Source organism: Clostridium bowmanii, assembly GCF_018861315.1.
Classification (GTDB): Bacteria; Bacillota; Clostridia; order Clostridiales; family Clostridiaceae; genus Clostridium_AD; species Clostridium_AD bowmanii.
Window position 1 is genome coordinate 86999 of sequence record NZ_JAHLDL010000010.1, and the last position, 21374, is coordinate 108372.

The window sequence follows — 21374 nt, forward strand, 5'->3', positions numbered from 1 at the left end:
TCCAAATGTGGTTGTATTAATGGATAAAGACAAATTAAAGCAAGTTATATATAACTTACTTTCAAATTCACTTAAATATTCAAAGTCAAATGGAGAAGTTATACTAACACTAACTTCTAAAGATGATAACATTATTGTAGAATTAAAGGACAACGGAATCGGCATCTCCGAAAAAGATTTACCCTTTATATTTGAAAGACTTTACAGAAGCGATGAGTCTCGTGATAAAAACACCGGTGGTAATGGCATAGGACTTACCATTGTAAAAGCTATTGTTGAAGCTCATAATAGTACAATTAATGTAAAAAGTACGTTAGGTGAAGGAAGTACTTTTGTACTTATGTTTCCTAAATCAATATTAAAGCCAGATAAATGACTTAATACAACATTCTATAATTATCCTTCGACATAAACCACCAGATAGCAGGTTACGGAGGGACTAAAAAAAGGGAGCTAATTGCTCCCTTTTAATTATAAATTCTTTTCGTAAGACTCAACCATTTTTTTAACCATTTGTCCGCCAATTGAACCTGCTTCTCTAGAAGTTAATTCTCCATTGTATCCATCTTTCAAAGTAACTCCAACTTCACTAGCTGCTTCCATTTTAAACTTATTTAGTCCTTCTCTTGCTTGTGGTACTAATGTTCTGTTTGCCATATATATTACCTCCTCTTTATATAATAATGATTTTCATTTTCATTGTTATATTGTTCATTATCATAAAGAAATACTCGTAGTAATTTAAGTCTATATTATTAAAATAATGTAAAAATGGTGAGTTATGCTAGATAAATACAAAATTCATATATATTTTAAACAAATTTTACATACGTACATTCTTATTTATTTTTATAAACGTCAAGTTTTGTAAGTCATATGTTCCTTCCACCTAATGATGTACAATTTATAATTACACCATAGTTGTTACAATTTATTTGAAATATTTAACATGTTTTTATCAGTGCTATCTAATCCCTTATTAAGTCTCTTTAATGCTCTCTTTTCGATTCTAGAAACATAGGACCTAGAAATTCCTAGAATCAATGAAATTTCTCTTTGAGTTCTAGGGTTGTCATCAAGTAATCCATAGCGCATTTGAATTATTGTTTTTTCTCTATCCATCAAATTAAAGTTTATGTTATCATAAAGCTTTTGATTTTGCATTTTGTTTTCTACTATCTCAAAGATAGAATCTTCATCACTCCTCAATACATCGATAAGGGACATCTCATTTCCTTCTTTATCCGTGCCAATAGGATCCTGTAAGTACACATCCCCCTTTGTTTTCTTATTATTACGAATAAGCATGAGAATCTCATTTTCTATGCACCTTGCAGCAAAGGCGGCAAGCCTTACGCCCTTACTTATATCAAAGGCTTCAATTGCTTTAATAAGTCCCACCGTTCCAATAGATATGAGGTCATCTACATCTTTTCCTGGATATGAATATTTTTTTACTATATGCGCGACTAGTCTCAAGTTCCGTTCAACTAATATGCCTTTAGCTAGTAAATCCCCCTCCTTAAATTTTGTTAAATAGGATTTCTCTTCTTCTTCCCCTAATGGTTGAGGGAATGAACTACTGCCAGTTATATAAGCTGTTAAAAACGTGATATTTCCAATCATATCTAATAAACAATTTATGGAAAACAAAGATGTTCCTCCTAATAGAGCTTCTTAAAATAATATGCTTTCTTTTATTAAAAATGCCTATACATATAATTTAAAATTTTACCGAGCTACCTATACTTAATTACTTACTTATTTATTTCCATGCATCCAACTTCAGAGGGGCTTGAGCCGCTCAGTATCTCCACCCTCAGCTAATGTTTTTGTTCTATATAAATTCATGAAAAAGGAAAAGTTTCATGCTGAAACCAGGCTACACGACAAAAAAACTACTGAAATATATTTCTATAACTTTCAGTAGTTCCCACTCTCCATAAGAAACCCTATTTGAGTTGGCGCCGCCCATTGCATAGAGTCAATGATTACTTTATTTCTATATTACTGCTCTTGTTTCAATGCATTCATAAATTTCTCAACGGATCTTAAGTTTTTATGTATTGGAGTACTATGTGAACACTTTTTTTCACATAAACCACAGTTAATACATGTCTTTTCGATACTTCCTCCCACTTTATCTTGATACTCTTTAAAAACTTCAAGCGCTATATTAGACATTCCATATTGATCATAATAAGCATAAGAATTAAAAATTTTATTTATTTCAATTCCCTTAGGACAGGGAGAACAATAACCACAATTACAACATATTACACGAGGATTTGCAGGATTAAATTCCGTTTGCTTGAAATACTTTTCAATTTCTGTATAATCATATTTTTTTAAATCTTCAGAAACCTTACAAACTATATCCAGGAAGTCTTTACTCTCCAATTGGAAGATTACCTCGTCAAAAACGGATTGTGACATAAAATACCTGGTTGCGATCTCACTAGCAGTAATATTTTCAATCACATGTGATTTGCTTAATATATTTTTTGGAAGTAATTTCTTTCCTGCATCAACTAGACCTCCGCCGACTATTGTTATTCCAGAGTTTTTAAGTTCGCTTAGCAATTCTTTTTGAGCTTCCAATGTGGGTATAAAGTAGATCATTACTGTATCTATAATATTATTTGAGCCTTTTAAAACCTCCTTTGCAGAAAAAAGATTAAGTGGAGTGAAAATGATTCCTATGTGATGCACTCTTCCTTCTTCTTTTGCCATTTTTGCTTGTATCAACTGTTGTGGCAACAATCCTTCCTCAACACTATCCGCATATAAATATAAACAATCTAAGTATTCAGTTCTTAAATCCATTAAAGAACGATTTAAACAAAATTCAAAAGGATTTTCTAACGGCAAGGTTTCATCAAAATAAGGATAATTAGTTGACAACTTTATAAATTTTCTTACTGGCTCTAAAACCCTCCCTAAAAAACGTTCACATGTTCCACCTATATATTGAGGTGATGTTGTGAAGTTTCTTATACCTTGAGAGTATGCGTCTTTTACTAAACTCTCTGCCAGTGGCTCATTCATTACTAACTTGTCTTTATCATAGTAAAAAGGTAATGAAATAGTTGTTGCTGTTAATTTACTATTTATTTGCATATTTCTACATCTCCTACTTTGTATCCTATTAATTCGTATCCAGGTTTCATATCTGAATAACTCAATCTTTTTACATTTACACCTAATTCTGAGGAAAACCATGAAATTGAGTCTAGTACACCAAATTTATTATACGCATTTATAACATAGCATTCATATACCCCTAGGGCTGTTGTTATTTGCTCTATCTTCTCTACAATATTATGCAAATTAACTTCCGTTAATTTACCTTTAGATTCTTTTACCTTAAATTTATAGTCCCATTCATACCCAACGGTATATGCTCCTGGATAATTAAGACACCTACCTTCAGCAGGTTCTATTACCCATTCTTTTGTTATTATATTTTTTTCATTTACCGGCTCCTTTGAGAAAATACTTCCATAATAATAAATATCATTATTTTCTTCTTGTTTAAATGCAAAATACATCATTGGCGATTGACCTACCATTCCAAGAGAATTTAGTAGAACAGTTTCTCCCTGTGGTGTTATAATTTGAACATCCGTCATTCTTTCATAATAATACATTTCAGATGGGGATGTTTTGTTTGTAAGTATTTGTCGAAAAACCAACTCATCACCTTTGTTTAATTTTTTTGTAACTCCTTTTTCCATATTATTATTCCTCCATTGTTAACTAGGTTAACTATATTATATTTTTTAAACGGTGTTTTACCGCCGTTCATTAATAATACTCATTTAATGCATTTAATATCCTAAAAATGTATCTACCCTAATATTTTTCTTATTTACGGATTGACCTAGCAGAATGGACTTTATAGAATCATTCATTAGCTTTGGTCCAGCTAAATAATATTTTATATCCTTATTATTAATAGCAATTTCTTTTAAACTTTTTGTCAACTCTTCATTATCTGTAAAAAAGTCTATTTGTATATGATCATCCTTTATAAATGTCTTTAGCTCATTTTCATATAAAAACTTACCTGTTCTATTAATATACAACAAATTTATTTTACCTTTAAAATCCTTCTCTCTCATGACTATATCCTTAATCATAGATCTAAATGGTGTTATACCTATACCTCCTGCTATAAAACAAGTAGCTTTAGTAGGATCAATGTGGAACCCACCCATTGGTCCCCTAAGTATCATTTTCATACCAATATTCATTTCTAATAAGGCTTTCTTATAGTCACTTGGCTGCTTACCTATTTTCATTGAAATCATGATTTCATTTTCTAAAGGACTAGATGCAATACTAAAGGGCCTTGTACCCTTTTTAATCTTTGTGTGTTTGACAACAAAGGCGCCATGTTGGCCTGCTTTCCATTTTAAAGGTTCACATGCATCAAATAAAAAAGTATATACATCTTCACCCTCTTTGATCACTTTTCTAAAAACTATTTCCTTTGGAATTAGTAGTGCTTTTAAATCGCTAAATAAACTCATAGTTGTTCCCCCCATTTAATTAATTGGTTGCTAAATTCTTTCCAATATTATAGGCTTTGTTTAAAACCCCTTTTTTCTTTTGTATGGAATCTTTAGTAAAGGCTCCAAGTACAGTAATTCTCTTAATAGGTTTTATCCCCATAGCTTTTAATGATTTTTCAGTATATCTAAAATATCTATTAAATATTAAAGGGATTGGTGCTGCTTGAGAGTAAATAAAAATAGTTTTTTTAATACCAAACCGTGGTTTATGTTTTTCATTTGTCAATGGATAAAACCGATCCAGAAGATTTTTAAGGAGTCCTGACATTTGGTGAATGTATACTGGCGAGGACAATATTAAGTAATCTGCTTCCTTAATTTCTGCATATACTTGTCTAAGATCATCCTGTATTACACAATGATCATGCTCTGGCTCTCTACAATACATGCAAGCTTGGCAAGGCTTTATGGTCATATCATTAAGATAATAAATCTTAGTATCAATTTTTTTTTCAGTTGCTCCTCTAATAACTTCTTTGACAACTGTGTCAATATTACCATTTTTTCTAGGACTTCCAACAAAAGCAATTAATTTACTCATATTTATTTTCACCTTTACCTTTCTCAAGCAAATTTTTAATTGAAGTGTCATCACAAACATCATTAAAGGGTCTCTTCCTACCTTTCTCGTTATTCCTGTTAATAACATCTTTTCAACCATTATTCCTCAGTCTCTTCATTTAACTTACAAATCATTTCTGTTAGTTTCTTAGCTTCTTCATTTGAATAAATTGAAAATATATCAATTGTTAATTCATCACTTATGATTTTCATTTTTTCAACTAACTTATTACATTCTTTACATATCTCTAGGTAAGATGATCTTTTATCCTTTGGGTTGGCAACTTTAAGCACTATACCTTTTTTCTCTAACCTATTTATAATACCTGATATAGTTGGCCTGTCTGACCCTAGCCTTTGAGATATTTCCGCTGCAGTAATTGGCAGCCCTGATGAATGTATCTGAATAATAACTGAGAACTGAGCAGCAGTAATATCAAATTCCATTAATGCTTTATCTAGTTTATTTTTTAGATGTCTTGATGCCTTGATTATTAGGTAAGATAAATTCATATTGTCCCCCTTATATAATTAGTATACTAACTATATAATAAGTATACTAAATTAGTTTGTATTTGTCAATTCCCCCCCCTTTACCTCCTACTACCATAATAGTGTCTCGTTACATAGGGTGTTATGGCACTAAACGGGTGGCAAAAGTTGCTTTAATTTCTGCAGTTCCACCCTTAATGTTGAAAACAACAACTAATCCAACTTGTTTGTCAAAATAAAAAATGTAACAATTTTATAGAAGTGCTCTTGAAAAATTGAACCCTCATGTCACGAAAGTGATGTGAGGGTATTTTCTTTTTGATGTGCATATTATTACTTGCTAAAAAACAAGTAATTTATTTTTGTTTTACAAAAAGACATCTCATTATCATTTATTATCAGTATCTTTTAATTCCCTATTAAGCCTCTTTAATGCGCTCTTTTCAATTCTAGAAACATAGGATCTAGAAATTCCTAGAATCAATGAAATTTCTCTTTGAGTTAGAGGTATACCATTAGGTACTCCATAACGCATTTGGATTATTATTTTTTCTCTACCCTTCAAAGCAAAATTTATCTTATCATAAAGATTTTTGATTTGCATTTCATTTTCTACTATCTTAAAAATAGAATCTTCATCACCACTTAGTACGTCAATAAGAGTTATCTCATTTCCCTCTTTATCATTACCAATAGGGTCCTGCAAGTACACGTCTCCCTTTGTTTTTTTTATATTGCGAATAAGCATGAGTATCTCATTTTCTATGCACCTTGTAGCATAGGTAGCAAGACGTGTTCCCTTACTTGTGTCAAATGAATCAATAGCTTTAATTAGTCCCACCGTTCCAATGGATATTAGATCATCCACATCTTTTCCTGGGTAGGAATATTTTTTTACTATATGTGCAACTAGTCTCAAATTTCGTTCAACGAGTATTCCTTTAGCTAGTAAATCCCCCCCCTTAAACTTCGTTAGATAGGATTTCTCTTCCTCTTCACATAATGGTTGAGGAAATGAACTATTCCCAGTAATGTAAGCTGTCAATAATGTGATGTTTCCAATAATATCTAATAAACAATTAATGAAAAACAAAGATGTCCCTCCAAATAGTGCTTATTAATATAATATGATTATTTTTATCAAAATTACCTACAAATGAATTTTATTTAATATTTTATAACGGTCAGTTTAAAGTCTTACCCTTTTCATTTGGAATTACTAACTATCTAACCTTATTTTCTAATCTTAACTTATCAGCTACCATAGCTATGAATTCTGAATTAGTTGGCCTGCCTTTTTCATTTTGAACAGTATATCCAAAAATCTTATTAATAGTTTCTATTTGTCCCCTACTCCATGCAACATCTATTGCATGTCTCATTGCTCTTTCTACCCTACTAGGAGTCGTATTAAATTTTTTACCTATGGAGGGATACAATTCTTTAGTAACTGCTGATAAAAGTCCAATATCATCCACTACCATATCTATTGCTTCCCTTAAAAACATATATCCCTTTATATGGGCCGGTATTCCAATTTGATGAATGATATTAGTTATTTTAGTGATCCTATCAGTTGATTCAATTTTATTAATTTTAATTTCGCTATTATCAAAATAAGGAATTACCTTTTTCACATCTCCTATATATATACCATCATTAACCAATTGTCTAATTCTTTCAACTAATACCTGTAGATCAAAAGGCTTTACAATATAATAATCTGCTCCTAGTGACATGGCTCTTTGAGTTATTTTATCTTGTCCAAGTGCTGATAAAACTATTATACGCGGCATTGAATCTAAATTCATTGAATTCAACTTCTCAAGAACTCCCAAACCATCAAGCTTCGGCATAATCATATCAAGTACTACTAAATCAGGCTTTTTATCTTCAATTAATTTTAATGCTTCTTCCCCATCCTCCGCTATTCCAGTAACAACAATATCCTCCTGTAATAATATATATTCATTTAGCAAATTACGAAATTCTTTATTGTCCTCAACTATAATTATATTTATTTTTTGTTCTTCCATGCCTATAATCTCCTTTATATTTTGTATATATTTACAATATTTTATAAATTCGACTAAAAATTGTAAAATCCTTTTAATTTAAAAATTTATTTGTAGATATTGTCCAATAAATAAAGTAGCCACCCTCATAATGAGAGCAGCTACTAACTAACACTTACTTTAATCGTAAGCTATTTGATATAATATGCATATATACTAAAAATATTACATTCTTAGTGATTTATTAAAAGGAAGCTAATTGCCTCCTCTTTATTAAATAATTATTTACATTATTATATTGTTCATTATTATAATGAAATACTCGTAGTAATTTAAGTCTATATTATTTGAATAATGCAAAAAAGGTAATTTAAGTTAGTTAATTAGGCTTCTTATCTAATATATTATATAAAATAAAAATATTTAAGGTAAGTATAAAAAATGTATGGGAAAAGGTCCTACTAGAGGACCTATATATACTTTTTTATGTGTTTTAAGGCATTTTTTTCGACTCTAGATACCTGTGCTTGTGATATTCCAATTTCATCGGCCACCTCCATTTGTGTTTTTCCATCGAAGAACCTCATATTTAAAATTACCTTTTCTCTATCTTTTAATTTTTTTAATCCCTCTTTAATTGCTATATTTTCAATCCAACTATCATCCGAGTTTTTAGTGTCTCTTATTTGGTCCATCACGTAAATTTCATCTCCACCATCATGATAAATTGGTTGAAATAACGATACAGGATTTTGTATAGCATCTAGTGCTAATACCACGTCCTCACGCGGTAGTTCAAGTTCTTTTGCTATTTGAGATATAGTAGGCTCTTTATTGTCTTGATTTACCAATCTATCTCTAACTTGTAATGCTCGATATGCAATATCCCTTATTGACCTACTAACTCTTATAGAGTTATCATCCCTTAAGTATCTTCTAATTTCTCCAATAATCATAGGAACTGCATATGTAGAAAATCTAAGATTTAGACTTAAATCAAAATTATCAATGGATTTCATTAAACCAATACACCCTACCTGAAATAAATCATCTACATCTGCACCTCTATTATTAAAACGCTTAATAACACTTAAAACTAGCCTTAAGTTTCCTTCAATAAATTTTTCTCTACACCCATTCTCGCCATTTTTTATCCTAAGTAGTAACTCTTTCTTTTCTTTTTCTTTCATTACAGGTAATTTTGAAGTATTTACTCCACATATTTCTACTTTGTTGAACATCATAATAAGGTCATCATCCCTTTCAAAGTAATCGTCTTAAAATTATGTCCTTAAGATTTCTCTTTTATACTACAGACAACCCTTACACAATTTTATTAATTTCATCTTTTCAATTGTTAATGTACTTTTCATTTATATTTTGGTTTATAAATGTACTGAATTAAATATTACTTAATCTTAATAATTATTGATGTTGTGTAGTATTAGCCCCTATACTATTATGTGAAACACCCACCCTATTACATATTCAGTATATTAATATACCTTTTCGTGGGGATAAATAAAAATACCCAACTCTATTATTATAATTGCCATTATATGTAATAAATGATAAAATATACAAATAAGGTAAAAATACATATTAATGGAGGTAAAACTATGAGAAAAGAAAAGAGGACTATGATTATATTGTTAGTAATATACTTTGCACTAGTAGCATGCATAAATACAGTATCTGTATATGCAAAAACTGAAAAAGAAAAATATAATATGGTATGGTTACATAAAAATTATGAAATTGAGAATCCATATTGTTTCAATGAAGGGTTAGCAAGAGTGAAATTAAAGGATAAATATGGATATATAGATAAGACAGAAAAAGCGGTAATAGCCTTAAAATATGATTATGCTGGATCTTTTAGCGAAGGGCTTGCAGCTGTTAAAATATCAGGAAAATATGGATATATAGATAAAACGGACAATGAAATAATAGCTCACCAATATGATGTTGCAGGAGAATTTAGTGATGGTATAGCTATAGTAGGTATTAAGAGGTATACAAATGCAGAATCTATATTTGTGAATATTGATACAACCTATGGATTAATAGATAAACATGGTAATGAAATAGCACCTATGAAATATGAAGAAATATCTTCTTTTACTGAAGGGATAGCAACAGTGAAGTTGGACGATAAATATGGATATATTGATAAAACAGGCAACGTAGTTATACCTTTAAAATATCGTTATGTAGAGCCTTTTAGCGAAGGTCGAGCTCTTGTAGCTCTTCAACCCAGCAAAGATAAACCCTTTAAATATGGATATATAGATAAAACAGGTAAAGTAGTTATTCCTTTAAAATATGATCATGCTCAATCTTTTAGTGAAGGTTTTGCGGTTATTGGATTTCAGAATATTGAAGGAGCTGAACTTAAATATGGATATATAGATAAAACAGGCAAAGTAGTTATTCCTTTAAAATATGATTATGCTGAATCTTTTAGTGAAGGTCTTGCTACTATTTTGATTGAAACTCGTGATAAGGAAGGTTATCCTATTTACAAACCATGTTATATAGATAAAAAAGGGAATATAACCATACCTGTTGACAAATACGTGTATCTAAACTAAAAAATTTACATCAACTTCTTTATATTTTCATACAAATTTTATTATGATACATTTAAAGGTACAAGTTAATATGATATGTTAAATTGAAATAAATATTTTTAATAAATGAACAATAGCATCAAAGTGAAAGTAACACAATTGCTATTATGTTACTTTCAGAGCATTAAAGTCTGAAATATGTATATGTAAATTATTTCTCCTCCTCTTTTATAAGTTACCTATTTTGCTTCCTACCCAATATCCTCCTAAACCTAATATTACTGAGCATAAAATATATATGAAAGCATTCAGTGTTTCTTTTTCTTGAAATAGATTAAATCCTTCATACATAAATGTTGAAAATGTTGTGTATGCACCTAAAAAACCATCTCCAAGTAGTAACATTATATTACTACTAACACCAATTGTACTAACGATACCTAAGAATGTTGCCCCTGTAATATTTATTATAAAAGTTCCTATTGGAAAAGAGTGTTTTGATTTTCCACTTATAAATTTACCAAGACTATACCGTACCAAACTCCCAGCTGCTCCACCAACTGCAACTAACACATATGTCATTTAGCTAACCTCCTATGTCTCTTCTTCTGGTTACACATTATTAGAGCCATTATGGTTACTTATGTATTTTGCAACGACTTCTCTTCCGAGTACTACTCCAAAGTAAGCAGCAGCAAGCCCCATCATTATTGAAAACCCAACGTAGGATATAGAAGAATAGTAATTGCCTTGCTCCATAAGATTTACAACTTCTTTACATAGTGTGGAAAAGGTTGTGTATGCACCTAAAAATCCAGTAGTGATTCCTAATTTCATATCAGCATCTAACTCAAAAACTTTAAAAGTAAGGGTAAGTATAAGTGTTAATAAAAAAGCACCAGAAACATTAAGTATTAATGTATTTATTGGTATAACTCCTTTATAAGAGACTATATGTATATTTTTAATTATATACCTCAATATTGCTCCAAGCATTCCACCTATAGCAATAAAAGTGTATTTTCTCATATGTATTTCACTTCCTCAACATATCTAGTGTATCACAGGCTACACCGATTATCTTTTTTCATCTAATCTTATAGTTCTTTTACAAATCTCCATGGTTTTAGCATACATTTTATCGTCTATAGAAATTCTGTATATCTCATCTAGCTTATCAATTACTATATCACTTTTCCCTGTATTTTCAAGGAAATTGCTATAATCTAAAAGAAGATCAATCTCTGCGTGAATCATTTAAGTGGTATAAATGTCCCCATATATTTTACATAATTCACTTAGTTTATATTGTTCTACGTATACTCCATAAATCCCTTTTTTACACCAAAATATTTTTTTAGAATTAATTGAGTTTATTATCTTGAGTCTATGCACCACCGCATTGGTATGTTCCCTTTATTTGAGTAGCTGTCTTTACCCCGTTGTTGCTCCTAAGGTATCAATATAGCACACACCTACTTCTGCAAGGATAGCTTTAGTTAATGCTTTAATAATCCCACTTCTTTTACTATCAAAAACATTATTATCATTGCCTTCTAATATCTAAAGCTATAGCTCTACCTAAATTTAAAACATCATTAGATTCCTTTCTTCCATTGTATAAGGCCCCGCTATCTTCTCCACCATGTCCATAATCAAAACATAACTTAACCATTATTCTCTTCCTCCTTATTATATTCCTTATTTAAATGTTTAAGTAGAAAAGTAGTGCCCTTGCAGGCACTATTTTCCTAAGCTAATTCAAAAGTATTAGTCTCTGTAGTAACTACCTTGGCATCTTTCTTGCCCACTTTTTTTATCTAGATTACACTTGAATATAACAATTTATAATTATTGTTTTGGGTTACCTTATATAACTGTAACAATAAGTAACCAAATTATCTTATGTCATCACTAGAAATTAGATTCTATATTCGTTATCTTTCGACATAAATCACCAGAAATCACCAGATAGCAGGTTACATAGGGAGGGATTTATTCCTGAGCTTCTAACAATCATATGGAACATTTATTTTTAAATTAAGTATAATAAAAATTATACTTAATTATATTCTTTAAGTACTAAACCAAGAATTCTTATACAGATTAGTATAACTGTAATAAAATAAAAAGGAGAAAAAATATGGTGAAAATATTAATAATAAATGTTCCATTTCATGGACATGTAAATCCAACAATTGCAATTACAAAAGAACTTGTTGATAGAGGATATAAAGTAACATATTTAATTTCAGAAGAATTTAGAGAAGAAATAGCACTTACTGGTGCAAGCATTATGCTTTATGATTACAACGAAAAATTAGCAATGTCATTGAAAGGTATGCGATTAACTATGAGTAAGATTTATGAAACTGCACTACGTATTGGTAAAAATTATGATTTGATTATTTATGAATTCATGTTTTTCATGGGAAAACATCTAGGTGATACTTTAAAAAAACCAACAATACGATTAATTTCAATGTTTGCATTTAATAAAAACACCATTAATCCTAAAAACTCTGGTAAATCGTCGTTTAAGTTCAAATTAATTCAAAATAAACTGGCAAGAAAAATATTTACGCAGTTAATAATTGGCGAGGAAAAAGTCAAAAATAATGATATATTGACGGAAGTATTGGAAAATGTACCCGAACTAAATATAGTTTTTACTTCACGTAAATTTCAGATTCATAGTGAACAATTTCAACGTGCGAGGTATAAATTTATTGGCCCATCTATCATTAAAAGGGCAGAAAAAAATAACATTCCACTAAATAAGTTAAAAGAAAAAGTAATTTATATTTCTTTAGGTACTCTATTTAATAAATCATTAAACTTTTTTCAAATTTGTTTAAAAGCCTTTAGTGATGTTGATATGTCAATAATTATGTCAATAGGTAAAAATGTAAACATAAAGGATCTTGGAACCATTCCAGATAACTTTCTAGTATATCAAGTTGTTCCTCAATTAGATGTTCTTAAACGTACAAATGTTTTTATTACTCATGGGGGAATGAATAGTGCAAATGAAGCAATTTATTATGGAGTTCCAGTTATTACTATACCCCAATTCGCTGATCAGCCTGCTGTCGCTAGAAGATTAGAAGAATTAGGACTAGGAATAGTAATTGACAAAAAAAATGTTTCAGTTGAAACTTTAAAAAAAGCATTAAATGATGTTCTTAACAATTCAATGTATAAAGAAAACATGAAAATAATGAGCGAAGATATGATAAACTGTGGCGGCTATAAAGCTGCTACTACTGAAATAGAAAAATATATTGGTCTAAACTTTAGCATAGGTACTAAGTATAATACTTACTATACTTAGTATGTATTTATAATAATTTCTTCCCTATAGGATGGCCAGAATGGTGCCAAATATGTTGTACAAATCTATATGCTTTAAACAATATAACTTATAGTGTAATCTCACTCTTTATATTTCCATTATTATAATTTTCTAGTAGCCAGTTCTATTACTTTATATGCTCCGTTGTAAAGACCTATTTTGTTTGCTTTTATTATATTATTACAAAGCATTGTAAGTATTTCATCACCGTTTATCATTAAATGAAGCATTTGCAATGTTTTACCAAAAGTTTCACATTCTATTGTACCATCCCCCACTTCTGAAGCTCTTACAGCGCCCCAAGCTTCATGTCCACCGACTCTTTTTATAAGTAGCTTTGGTACTGGGTAAAAAGCAAGTTCACTTGGTTTTGTTATAAGAATATCACAAGATCTCATAAGAAAATTTGAACTATACACTGCAGCAAATATGTCTTCATTATAAAAAGCATGTATTCCGCTTATCTCATTATCAAGAGCCATTTTGGCAAAATCACAGGTTTTACTCCAATCATTAAAATAGTTCAGAGATATTGATGATAACTCAGGAATTTCTTCGCATAGTCCCTCCCAAACATCCTTGTGATCTCCTACATTAATATAAATAGCCACCCTTTTTTCTTTTACATGCGGCATTAAGTTTTGTATTATTTTTGCAAAAATCTCCTTTTGTGCTCCTGCACCACCAACCGTAAGAAGAATCCTCTTAGTTTCATTGTTTTTAATTCGATCAAGTCTTTTTTCGCAGTCACCATCTAAATTTATTACTAATTCATGATCAATATAATGACCTACTTCATATATTTGCTTATCCGGTATTGGTTTAAGTATCTTTTTACCATCCATTCCCTTAAGTGTTTTATATCCTAAAAAAGCTGAGGGAGTCTGAACCGTATGAATTGAACCTTCCGCAAGATGAAGCGCCATAGGCCAATTGTCTGGAATCACATTTACAACCTTTTTCATTCCAGCATGTATAGCCGCTTGTGCAGGCCAGACATGAGTTGCTATAAAAGGCATATTCTTTGGAAGTTCTTTGAAAATTGGGGTCATTAACTCGGAAATCTTTTGATCCATAGCATTGTAGGATAATTTTCTAAAGCCCTCTGAGTTAAGCGGTTCCCAATAAAGCTTATTAAAAATAGGATATTTTTGTGACCATCTAGATCCCATAGAATACAGGGAATTAAGGTGTGCAATTACCTTTCCTCCTGTAGTCTCACTGTATGAGTTTAGGTCAAACCAATAAGGTGTATACCCCATTGAATAGGCAGCAGAAGCTATTGCCATAGATATTCTATAATGTCCAAAACCCATTCTGATATTACCAATAATAATCCCTTTATCAGTATTAATACTTTCAGTACCCTCTGTAGTTACAATATTTTTTATACCAATGAAAGGTGATAAAGTTGCATTATCAGAAACACTCAAATGGTATACACTGTTTGAATCGTCACCAAATTTTTTAATATGTTTCTTTTTTGCTCTTACAGCCTTATTGTAGACTTTATCTGAAATTTCATTACCGAAAATATTCTTTGATCTTTCCATTTATAAGTCCCCCTTTATAACAAATACTCTACTCTCATAAGGCTTTAACTTTAATGTTTTTTCTGTTAGTGTATCTGGATTTTCCTTGTCAAAATAGTGCTCTTTAAGTACACTAAATTTATTATTATAGCTTATATTTTTATTTTTAAAATTTATAATTGCTAAATATCTGCTTTCATCTTGCGAATACATAACTTCAACAAGTCCATTTCTAAAGGACTCTACACTTTGTATTTTCTTTTCTTTTAAATTCATTATATTATCAAACATCAAATGCTTTTTACTATCATATTTTTTTATATTATCTGATGTAAAAAGCAAACTACCAAAAATATGGTTTACTGTAAAAAGTGTTTGTCTTTGTGTTTCAGATAGCATTATATTATCCTCTCTAAGTAAAAATACATCGGGGTCATTCAAAAAGGCTCTTCCATTAAGCTGTCTTGTGCCTATGGCATTCCCTAGAGCATATAATGTAGATATCCGCTCCCTGTGAAGCATTCTCATAAAGACTTTATCATTCCAGTCAAGCCCTACATCGCAACCAATTCTACAATAATCCACTAGTCCAAAAGAAGGACCAAGCGGTACTCCACAACCAAGTATAAGTTTATCCCCCACACATTCACGTAGAAACTCCATGGCCTCCGTCATAATTTGACCCCTTGTTTTAGTTTTACTTGGAACAAGGCAAACCGCATACAAAAAATCAAGTTTTACCATATCATAGCCCCACTCATCAAGCACTACTGAAAACACGCTCTTAATATACTCTCTTACCTCTGGGTTATATATATCAAGTGCGTAAAATCTACTCCAATTGCTTCCAGAAAGCGCAAGTTCACCATGACTATCTTTTAAAATCCAGTGTTTTTTTTCTTTGAAAATCTTAGAATTTCTATCACCTCTCTCATTAGATTCCCCCACTAAATCTGGCAGGGGAATTTATAATTTTTTTAATGAAATTACATATTCTTATTATTCAAATCGTAAGCTTTAACCTCTGATGTAATACCACTTAGTATCTTTTCTTCATTGTACATAAGAAGAAGCACAAGCCCCACAACACAGAATCCAGCAGCAAAAACTCCAGTTAAACGTATTCCTATTTCATTGCTACCATTTCTCTTTAAAAGAAGCAATGCACTTAATATAAGCATTGAAAGTGTCTGTCCTACCTTTGACATAAATGTACGTGTGCCAAAAAACATTCCTTCCCTTCTTATACCTGTTTTTCTAGCATCATATTCTGCAATATCTGCAATAACTACATTTGGAAGTATACCAAAAATAGCCATTGGTATCGCCGCTAAAACTACTAATAAATAAGCTTGTATTTGATTTGATATTGGAAGTTTACCAAGAAATGCACCATATATATAAACAGCAATAAACATACAAAAGGCAACAACTAGTAACTTTTTCTTTCCGAATTTTTTAGCTATTATATTAATTGGAACATAGAATAAGAATGAACCTACCCCTAGAAGTATAAATAAGGTTCCAAACATTGTATCAGGAAGCCTTAGTAATACAGTTACATAGTATAATAGTGAAGCTTGAAATGTGGTAATAGCAATCCAATATACTAAATCCGAAAAAACAAATACTGTAAACTCTCTATTTCTAAAGGTAGCTTTAATTGAATCTATCATTTTAAGTTCTGAAGGAACTGATTCACAATATCTCTTTTCATCAATTGTAAATACAGGCACCAAAAGAAAAATAAGTCCTATGAAAGCAAGTATGGATAGTGCTAATCTCATTGAAGTTTCCATGCTATAACCCATTTTTAAAAATATGTTCCATAATTGAGGTGCTTGAGATGCAACCGCTGCACCTAAAAACCAAGTAACAGATATAAAAGTAGAAAGGTTTAGTCTTTCCTCTGGTGTATGACCAAGTTCAGATAGGAGAGCGAAAAAAGGTGTTACGTACATAGTTAAGAATAAATAAAACAAAAGTAGTACAACTGTAAGAAAAATTGCATTAATGGGACTCTCTCCTTTTACTGGTGACCAGAACATTAGAACTGTACATACAGCAAATGGTATAGCAGCCTTTTGCATAAAGGAAATTCTTCTACCTTTTTTTGATTTACTTCTGTCACTTAATGTTGCAATCCAGGGGTCTGTTACCGCATCGAAAAATCTTCCAAGCATTGTGATTAATCCTATTACTGTTAAAAATCCCAGGAACACTACCTGCGGAATCACTGTCATAATACCTGATTCTTTAGTTGGTATATAATAGAAAATCAAATATGAACCTACGATACCTGATAATAAAGACCAACCAAATTGACCTAATGAGTAAGCGATTTGTTTAGATAATGGTAATTTTTCTTTCATGATTTTCCCCCTTAATATTATTAAGTATTTTATAACTATATTCAGAAACCTAAAAGGCTTCTTATTAACTTACTAAATACAACATAGCCATGTCTATCAGCAATTTTAACTGTATTTCTCCTCCAATATCTTTGTCACTTTTTAGTATGGTACCTCTTAAAATTAATTTTTGACATAAACTCATTAATGAATGGGTAATTGTAATATAAAAGGCATCATTATCAATATTACTTTTAATAGACCCATCTTTTTTTCCCTGATCTATTGCATCAAAAATAGCCGATTTTGTATCAATTATTATTTTTTCATAACTCACCAAATTTTCTAGTGGTATAGCTTCTTTTACAATGTAATTGTCAAAATGCTCTAAAAAACTTAAAAATTCAGGATACTTTTGGTATACATTTATAAAAAGATTTAATATTTCTCTAACTCTATCTGCACCATTAAGTTCCATGAAGATTGATTCACCAAACTTACCGTACAAAATACTAATTTTTTCTTCCCACATAATGGCAGTTGCAGCTATTACTATCTCAGTTTTTGTATTAAAGTACCTATATACTGTTGCAACTCCTATTTCAGCCCTATCAGCTATATCTGTCATTTTAGAGTTATCTATGCCCCTCTCTTTAAAAACTACTATTGCAGCTAGTACAACTTCTTCCTTTCTTTTTTTCTTTTGGTTATCCATTTCCAATTTTCTTTTTACTTTTAAATCCATTGTATATTCTCTCCTTTGTTTAACAGAGTAATACTTAATTATTAAATCTCTAATTTGTAGTTTTAAGTTACTATTAACATGGTGATAGTTTAACTATCACTGCAATATATATATTATCATTCAGTCTTGTAAATTACAATGAAATCGTTTAAATTATTTTTCGTAGATATTATACCAGTAATAATTGTTCGCAATTATCTGTTGTAATATAAAAAAGGATAGAATAAACTTAAAATAGTCTCTTCTATCCTTCTTTAACTTCAGCCTTCTCAATGTAATTTGGATCTAAACTAGTAGTAATATCAATGATTCCCGCCACGTTTTACATTTTCTATTCCTGCTTCAAGCAGAAAATTACTTCTGTTTATATGTACTGCCATTTAACAGTTAAAAGATGGCTCCCATATGTGGTAACCATCTTTTAAGTATAGGATAAGAAAAAATCTATTGTACCTTTTTATCCATATAAATTGAAGGATTCAATAATTTAGTTTCACTTTTACCTTCCTCAATTTTGTTATTTATTATATCTATAAGTTGTTCTAACTCCTTTTCAAAGAAAACTATAACAATATCTCCTGGACTCGCAAAATCCAATGCGGTTTTAAATGCATCCCTCTCTTTTAACATTGTCTTAATGTTCTTGTTATGAAGCTTGGATTTTTGGACTCCTCTTAATAGAATATCTGCTACTTCGCCTATAGCTCTGCCTCTTCTATCTTCATCTTCTTTTATAAAAATATAATCAAAGCTTTCTCCAGCACATTTACCAACCTGTAGGATGTGACTATCTGGTCTATCTCCTGGCACACCCACAACTCCTATAAGTTTATTATGTTTTATCTGCTTAAGTCCATCTAATACACACCTGTAGCCATCAATGTTGTGTCCATAGTCTAATACCACCATTACATCATTCACATAATATGTATTAAATCTTCCTGGATTTTGCTCATTATTACAGTGAAATGAAGTTAAGCCCTTCTTAATAATATCATAACTTATTCCAAGTCCTACGCAGGCCGCGCATGCTGCCATGGCATTTTCAGTGTTATATTTTAAAGCACCATTCATTGTTATACCTATCATTTTTATGTCAATTAAGGTTTCACAATCAGTGTCCTTTTGGATTATAATTTTACCCTGGTCTATATAAATTCCATATTCACCCTTATGAAGGTTACTTCTCATCACTACATTGTCCTTATCACTCGAAAAAATTATAAGATTCCCCCTTAGCCTAGGCAAAATACTTATACACATTTTATTATCACCATTAATTACAACATACCCATCATCTTTAACTGCTTCTCCAACCAAAGCCTTAACTTTAGCTAAGTCTTCAATAGTATCTACACCATCTACTCCAAGGTGATCCTCAGTTATGTTTGTAATAACAGCAACATCAGCAAGGTCATAAGCGAGTCCTCCTCTTATCATCCCACCTCTTGCAGTTTCAAGGACAGCTGCATCTATTTCTTTATTCATAAGAACGGCTAGAGCACTTTTAGGACCCGTAGTGTCCCCCTTAAATGTACATTTTCCATCAATATAAATTCCACTTGTGGTGGTCATTCCCACTGTATATCCCGCAATGGAAAGTATGTGTGAAATGAGTCTTGTAGTAGTAGTTTTTCCATTGGTTCCTGTCACTGATATTATTGGAATATTTTTTGGTATATCCTTAAATAATTTATCAACTATATGACCTGCAACATTACGTGATAATCCAATACAAGGATTATGATGCATTCTAATACCAGGTGCAGCATTTATTTCTATAATTACTCCGCCGTCGGTTATTGGTTTACTTATATCTTCACATATTAAATCTATCCCACAAATATCAAGGCCTATAGCACTTGCAGCTCTTTTGCATATTTCTATATTCTCCTCACATATTAAATCTGTACAATCTAATGCGAATCCACCCGTAGATAAATTAGCATTATCTTTTAAAAATAATTTTTCTTTTTCGGGAAGAACAACCTTTAATGTGTATTCCTTTTGTTTGAGATATTCTATAAGTCTATCATCTACTTTAATTTTAGTTAATTCTTTTTCGTGACCTTCACCTCTCCTTGGATCCCCGTTTATGGTATGAATGAGCTTTTCAATAGTACTTACACCATCACCTATAATGTATGGAGGAATTCTTTCTGAAACTGCAACTATATCTCCGTAAACACTACACACTCTATAATCCCTTCCATTTATGAACTTTTCTATTATTATATCTTCATACTCCTGAGCCAAAAGTTCATAGGCATCTGATAACTGTTTTTCATGTTTTATATTGACAATAACTCCCTTGCCTTGGTTTCCAAACTCAGGTTTAATTACAACTGGGTACCCGATATCCTCTGCAACGGAAAGAGCATCTAAACTACTTTTAACTTTCATTCCGCTTGCTACAGGTAAACAATGCATAGCTAATATTTGTTTGGTTAGCAATTTATCCTGTGCAATACCTACAGCTATTGCGCTTGTATCATTTCCCATTGTTGCTTGAATAATTTTAGAATACTTACCATACCCTAATTGAAAAATACTATCTTCACCTATCCTTAGAATAGGAATCCCTCTTTTTTTCGCCTCATTACAAATATTAAGTGTACTTACCCCAAGTTGTTCGTCCATTAATATTTCCTTTAATTCTTTTAATCTTAAATCTATATCAAATATTTTTTTATTGATCAATGAATTAACAATATCAACTGCAATATTTGCAGCCTGAAGTCCGGTGTTTTTATATTCATATTGATATATAACGTAATAATTATCTCCAAATATCTCCCTAGACTTCCCATAACTTACTTCTACGCCCACCATATTTTGGAGTGCTATTATAATATGTTCAGTTATATGTGCCAAATAAGTTCCTTCTGTAAGTCTTTTAATGAAACCCCTATCTTCATCTATTCCACATCTATGTTTACTAAGTTCTGGCAAAAGTTGTACTAAACCTTCATTAAAATCATAAATATCTTTGCTAGGGATTTCACTATAACCCTCTAAGTCTAGGTCAAGTCTTATACACCTTTTATGAGAATATATATTTCTACCGTAAAATACCCTATGATTAATTATTTTCATGTAATTCTCCTCCTAATAAGATACTACCTTGTATATCTACCACCAATACAGATATTAAGAAATACTGACAGTAAATT

The 21374-nt window shown here is 30.8% G+C and carries 21 protein-coding genes and 1 pseudogene; 3 read left to right on the forward strand and 19 right to left on the reverse strand.

The window, feature by feature from the left end:
* Window positions 1-19 precede the first annotated feature (19 nt).
* Entirely contained in the window at window positions 20-376 is a 357-nt protein-coding gene (locus KPL51_RS23445) for a sensor histidine kinase (protein ID WP_224853773.1), read from the forward strand.
* Between the two features lie 95 nt (window positions 377-471).
* Here the strand turns inward: KPL51_RS23445 and KPL51_RS08690 are convergent, their stop codons facing one another.
* The 10 genes from KPL51_RS08690 to sigG all read right to left on the reverse strand — a co-directional run bounded on the left by KPL51_RS08690 (window position 472) and on the right by sigG (window position 8889).
* Entirely contained in the window at window positions 472-657 is a 186-nt protein-coding gene (locus KPL51_RS08690; RefSeq protein WP_216159604.1) for an alpha/beta-type small acid-soluble spore protein, read from the reverse strand.
* Window positions 658-924: 267 nt separating this feature from the next.
* A complete protein-coding gene (sigK, locus tag KPL51_RS08695; protein WP_216159607.1) occupies window positions 925-1653 on the reverse strand; it encodes an RNA polymerase sporulation sigma factor SigK in 729 nt (242 codons plus the stop codon).
* A gap of 354 nt (window positions 1654-2007) precedes the next feature.
* Window positions 2008-3120 carry an aldo/keto reductase gene (locus KPL51_RS08700; RefSeq protein WP_216159610.1) on the reverse strand — a complete coding sequence of 371 codons (1113 nt, stop codon included), beginning with the start codon at window positions 3118-3120 and terminating at the stop codon, window positions 2008-2010.
* A complete protein-coding gene (locus KPL51_RS08705) occupies window positions 3111-3737 on the reverse strand; it encodes a hypothetical protein (RefSeq protein ID WP_216159613.1) in 627 nt (208 codons plus the stop codon). The genes KPL51_RS08700 and KPL51_RS08705 overlap by 10 nt, the downstream gene beginning before the upstream one ends.
* A 93-nt stretch (window positions 3738-3830) precedes the next feature.
* Entirely contained in the window at window positions 3831-4535 is a 705-nt protein-coding gene (locus KPL51_RS08710; RefSeq protein ID WP_216159615.1) for an FAD-dependent oxidoreductase, read from the reverse strand.
* Window positions 4536-4554: 19 nt separating this feature from the next.
* Entirely contained in the window at window positions 4555-5118 is a 564-nt protein-coding gene (locus KPL51_RS08715) for a flavodoxin family protein (RefSeq protein ID WP_216159620.1), read from the reverse strand.
* A gap of 119 nt (window positions 5119-5237) precedes the next feature.
* On the reverse strand, window positions 5238-5651 hold the full coding sequence (locus KPL51_RS08720) for a MarR family winged helix-turn-helix transcriptional regulator (protein ID WP_216159624.1): 414 nt from the start codon (window positions 5649-5651) through the stop codon (window positions 5238-5240).
* 367 nt (window positions 5652-6018) lie between these two features.
* On the reverse strand, window positions 6019-6723 hold the full coding sequence (gene sigK, locus KPL51_RS08725) for an RNA polymerase sporulation sigma factor SigK (protein WP_216159628.1): 705 nt from the start codon (window positions 6721-6723) through the stop codon (window positions 6019-6021).
* A gap of 130 nt (window positions 6724-6853) precedes the next feature.
* A complete protein-coding gene (spo0A, locus tag KPL51_RS08730; RefSeq protein ID WP_216159631.1) occupies window positions 6854-7666 on the reverse strand; it encodes a sporulation transcription factor Spo0A in 813 nt (270 codons plus the stop codon).
* A gap of 449 nt (window positions 7667-8115) precedes the next feature.
* On the reverse strand, window positions 8116-8889 hold the full coding sequence (gene sigG / locus KPL51_RS08735; RefSeq protein WP_216159634.1) for an RNA polymerase sporulation sigma factor SigG: 774 nt from the start codon (window positions 8887-8889) through the stop codon (window positions 8116-8118).
* A gap of 375 nt (window positions 8890-9264) precedes the next feature.
* On the opposite strand from sigG, the gene KPL51_RS08740 reads away from it, so the two are divergent.
* Window positions 9265-10239, forward strand: a complete 975-nt coding sequence (locus KPL51_RS08740; protein ID WP_216159636.1) for a WG repeat-containing protein — start codon at window positions 9265-9267, stop codon at window positions 10237-10239.
* A 207-nt stretch (window positions 10240-10446) separates the two neighbouring features.
* Here the strand turns inward: KPL51_RS08740 and crcB (KPL51_RS08745) are convergent, their stop codons facing one another.
* The 4 genes and pseudogenes from crcB (KPL51_RS08745) to KPL51_RS08760 form a co-directional block, all read right to left on the reverse strand.
* Entirely contained in the window at window positions 10447-10800 is a 354-nt protein-coding gene (gene crcB, locus KPL51_RS08745) for a fluoride efflux transporter CrcB (protein WP_216159640.1), read from the reverse strand.
* Window positions 10801-10830: 30 nt separating this feature from the next.
* Window positions 10831-11247 (reverse strand): fluoride efflux transporter CrcB, encoded by a 417-nt coding sequence (gene crcB, locus KPL51_RS08750; RefSeq protein ID WP_216159643.1) that lies wholly within the window; start codon window positions 11245-11247, stop codon window positions 10831-10833.
* Window positions 11248-11295: 48 nt separating this feature from the next.
* Complete coding sequence (locus tag KPL51_RS08755) at window positions 11296-11475, reverse strand: hypothetical protein (RefSeq protein WP_216159646.1); 180 nt, start codon at window positions 11473-11475, stop codon at window positions 11296-11298.
* Between the two features lie 295 nt (window positions 11476-11770).
* A pseudogene (locus KPL51_RS08760) lies at window positions 11771-11893 on the reverse strand (N-acetylmuramoyl-L-alanine amidase); the annotation flags it as partial.
* 468 nt (window positions 11894-12361) lie between these two features.
* Here KPL51_RS08760 and KPL51_RS08765 point away from each other — a divergent pair.
* Window positions 12362-13552 carry a macrolide family glycosyltransferase gene (locus tag KPL51_RS08765; RefSeq protein WP_216159649.1) on the forward strand — a complete coding sequence of 397 codons (1191 nt, stop codon included), beginning with the start codon at window positions 12362-12364 and terminating at the stop codon, window positions 13550-13552.
* A 122-nt stretch (window positions 13553-13674) separates the two neighbouring features.
* On the opposite strand, the gene KPL51_RS08770 is transcribed toward KPL51_RS08765, so the two are convergent.
* The 5 genes from KPL51_RS08770 to cphA all read right to left on the reverse strand — a co-directional run bounded on the left by KPL51_RS08770 (window position 13675) and on the right by cphA (window position 21297).
* Window positions 13675-15126, reverse strand: coding sequence for a DUF6937 domain-containing protein (locus tag KPL51_RS08770; RefSeq protein WP_216159652.1), 1452 nt, complete (start codon window positions 15124-15126; stop codon window positions 13675-13677).
* Entirely contained in the window at window positions 15127-16053 is a 927-nt protein-coding gene (locus tag KPL51_RS08775) for a glycoside hydrolase family 36 protein (RefSeq protein ID WP_216159655.1), read from the reverse strand. It abuts the gene before it with no gap.
* A 38-nt stretch (window positions 16054-16091) separates the two neighbouring features.
* Complete coding sequence (locus tag KPL51_RS08780) at window positions 16092-17477, reverse strand: MFS transporter (RefSeq protein ID WP_216159658.1); 1386 nt, start codon at window positions 17475-17477, stop codon at window positions 16092-16094.
* 64 nt (window positions 17478-17541) lie between these two features.
* The gene (locus tag KPL51_RS08785) at window positions 17542-18201 is read right to left on the reverse strand and encodes a TetR/AcrR family transcriptional regulator (protein WP_216159661.1); all 660 of its coding nucleotides are present in this window, start codon (window positions 18199-18201) and stop codon (window positions 17542-17544) included.
* 444 nt (window positions 18202-18645) lie between these two features.
* The gene (gene cphA, locus KPL51_RS08790) at window positions 18646-21297 is read right to left on the reverse strand and encodes a cyanophycin synthetase (protein ID WP_216159664.1); all 2652 of its coding nucleotides are present in this window, start codon (window positions 21295-21297) and stop codon (window positions 18646-18648) included.
* Between the last annotated feature and the right edge of the window lie 77 nt (window positions 21298-21374).

Bases quoted from the DNA above. Each gene is read 5' to 3' on its own strand.
- KPL51_RS23445 (WP_224853773.1), top strand. From the start codon at position 20: ATGGATAAAGACAAATTAAAGCAAGTTATATATAACTTACTTTCAAAT.
- KPL51_RS08690 (WP_216159604.1), bottom strand. From the start codon at position 657: ATGGCAAACAGAACATTAGTACCACAAGCAAGAGAAGGACTAAATAAG.
- KPL51_RS08700 (WP_216159610.1), bottom strand. From the start codon at position 3,120: ATGCAAATAAATAGTAAATTAACAGCAACAACTATTTCATTACCTTTT.
- KPL51_RS08705 (WP_216159613.1), bottom strand. From the start codon at position 3,737: ATGGAAAAAGGAGTTACAAAAAAATTAAACAAAGGTGATGAGTTGGTT.
- KPL51_RS08710 (WP_216159615.1), bottom strand. From the start codon at position 4,535: ATGAGTTTATTTAGCGATTTAAAAGCACTACTAATTCCAAAGGAAATA.
- KPL51_RS08715 (WP_216159620.1), bottom strand. From the start codon at position 5,118: ATGAGTAAATTAATTGCTTTTGTTGGAAGTCCTAGAAAAAATGGTAAT.
- KPL51_RS08720 (WP_216159624.1), bottom strand. From the start codon at position 5,651: ATGAATTTATCTTACCTAATAATCAAGGCATCAAGACATCTAAAAAAT.
- spo0A (WP_216159631.1), bottom strand. From the start codon at position 7,666: ATGGAAGAACAAAAAATAAATATAATTATAGTTGAGGACAATAAAGAA.
- sigG (WP_216159634.1), bottom strand. From the start codon at position 8,889: ATGATGTTCAACAAAGTAGAAATATGTGGAGTAAATACTTCAAAATTA.
- KPL51_RS08740 (WP_216159636.1), top strand. From the start codon at position 9,265: ATGAGAAAAGAAAAGAGGACTATGATTATATTGTTAGTAATATACTTT.
- crcB (WP_216159640.1), bottom strand. From the start codon at position 10,800: ATGACATATGTGTTAGTTGCAGTTGGTGGAGCAGCTGGGAGTTTGGTA.
- crcB (WP_216159643.1), bottom strand. From the start codon at position 11,247: ATGAGAAAATACACTTTTATTGCTATAGGTGGAATGCTTGGAGCAATA.
- KPL51_RS08755 (WP_216159646.1), bottom strand. From the start codon at position 11,475: ATGATTCACGCAGAGATTGATCTTCTTTTAGATTATAGCAATTTCCTT.
- KPL51_RS08765 (WP_216159649.1), top strand. From the start codon at position 12,362: ATGGTGAAAATATTAATAATAAATGTTCCATTTCATGGACATGTAAAT.
- KPL51_RS08770 (WP_216159652.1), bottom strand. From the start codon at position 15,126: ATGGAAAGATCAAAGAATATTTTCGGTAATGAAATTTCAGATAAAGTC.
- KPL51_RS08780 (WP_216159658.1), bottom strand. From the start codon at position 17,477: ATGAAAGAAAAATTACCATTATCTAAACAAATCGCTTACTCATTAGGT.
- KPL51_RS08785 (WP_216159661.1), bottom strand. From the start codon at position 18,201: ATGGATTTAAAAGTAAAAAGAAAATTGGAAATGGATAACCAAAAGAAA.
- cphA (WP_216159664.1), bottom strand. From the start codon at position 21,297: ATGAAAATAATTAATCATAGGGTATTTTACGGTAGAAATATATATTCT.